We start from the raw sequence: 443 nt of genomic DNA on the forward strand, positions 1-443 counted from the left end.
CCCATGGACGCACCTTGTGCCAGAACGGCATTTTCTGCCACTGGTGAGGTGCAGGCTGCGCTTCAGGAATCAGCGGCGTGGTCTGATGAACAGGTTCGTTCTCAATGGCCGCCATAACGCGTGCTGAGATATCGAAATGGAGAACTTCACTGGTATCACCGCGCAGCGTGTCGCGGATAAGATGATAGCTCTCCCAGGTCTGTTGCATTTCGGGAGAATGAGACAACTCATCGAGCAGCTCATTATCCAGCGTTTCACCATCCATTAAAGCGGAAAGTTTTTCTTTCTGCATGCCTAATACCTTTTCCAGTATCCCGCTATCGTCAACGCCTGATAAGCGGTTGAACTTTATTATCAATGGCTTCTCGCGCACGGAAAATTCGTGAACGAACCGTGCCGACCGGACAATCCATGATGGCGGCTATCTCTTCATAGCTTAGGCC

At 51.0% G+C, this 443-nt stretch carries 2 protein-coding genes; both read right to left on the minus strand.

Annotated features, from left to right (window positions below):
* Positions 1–292, minus strand: a 292-nt coding sequence (locus WCE05_RS26035; protein WP_368816844.1) for an RseA family anti-sigma factor, incomplete at its 3' end; no start/stop codon positions are given.
* A 31-nt stretch (positions 293–323) separates the two neighbouring features.
* The coding region (locus WCE05_RS26040) for a sigma factor-like helix-turn-helix DNA-binding protein (RefSeq protein ID WP_368816845.1) at positions 324–443 on the minus strand (120 nt) is incomplete at its 5' end.

The sequence above is a fragment of the Pseudomonas sp. I2 genome (genome assembly GCF_040984075.1).
GTDB classification, from domain to species: Bacteria; Pseudomonadota; Gammaproteobacteria; order Pseudomonadales; family Pseudomonadaceae; genus Aquipseudomonas; species Aquipseudomonas guariconensis_B.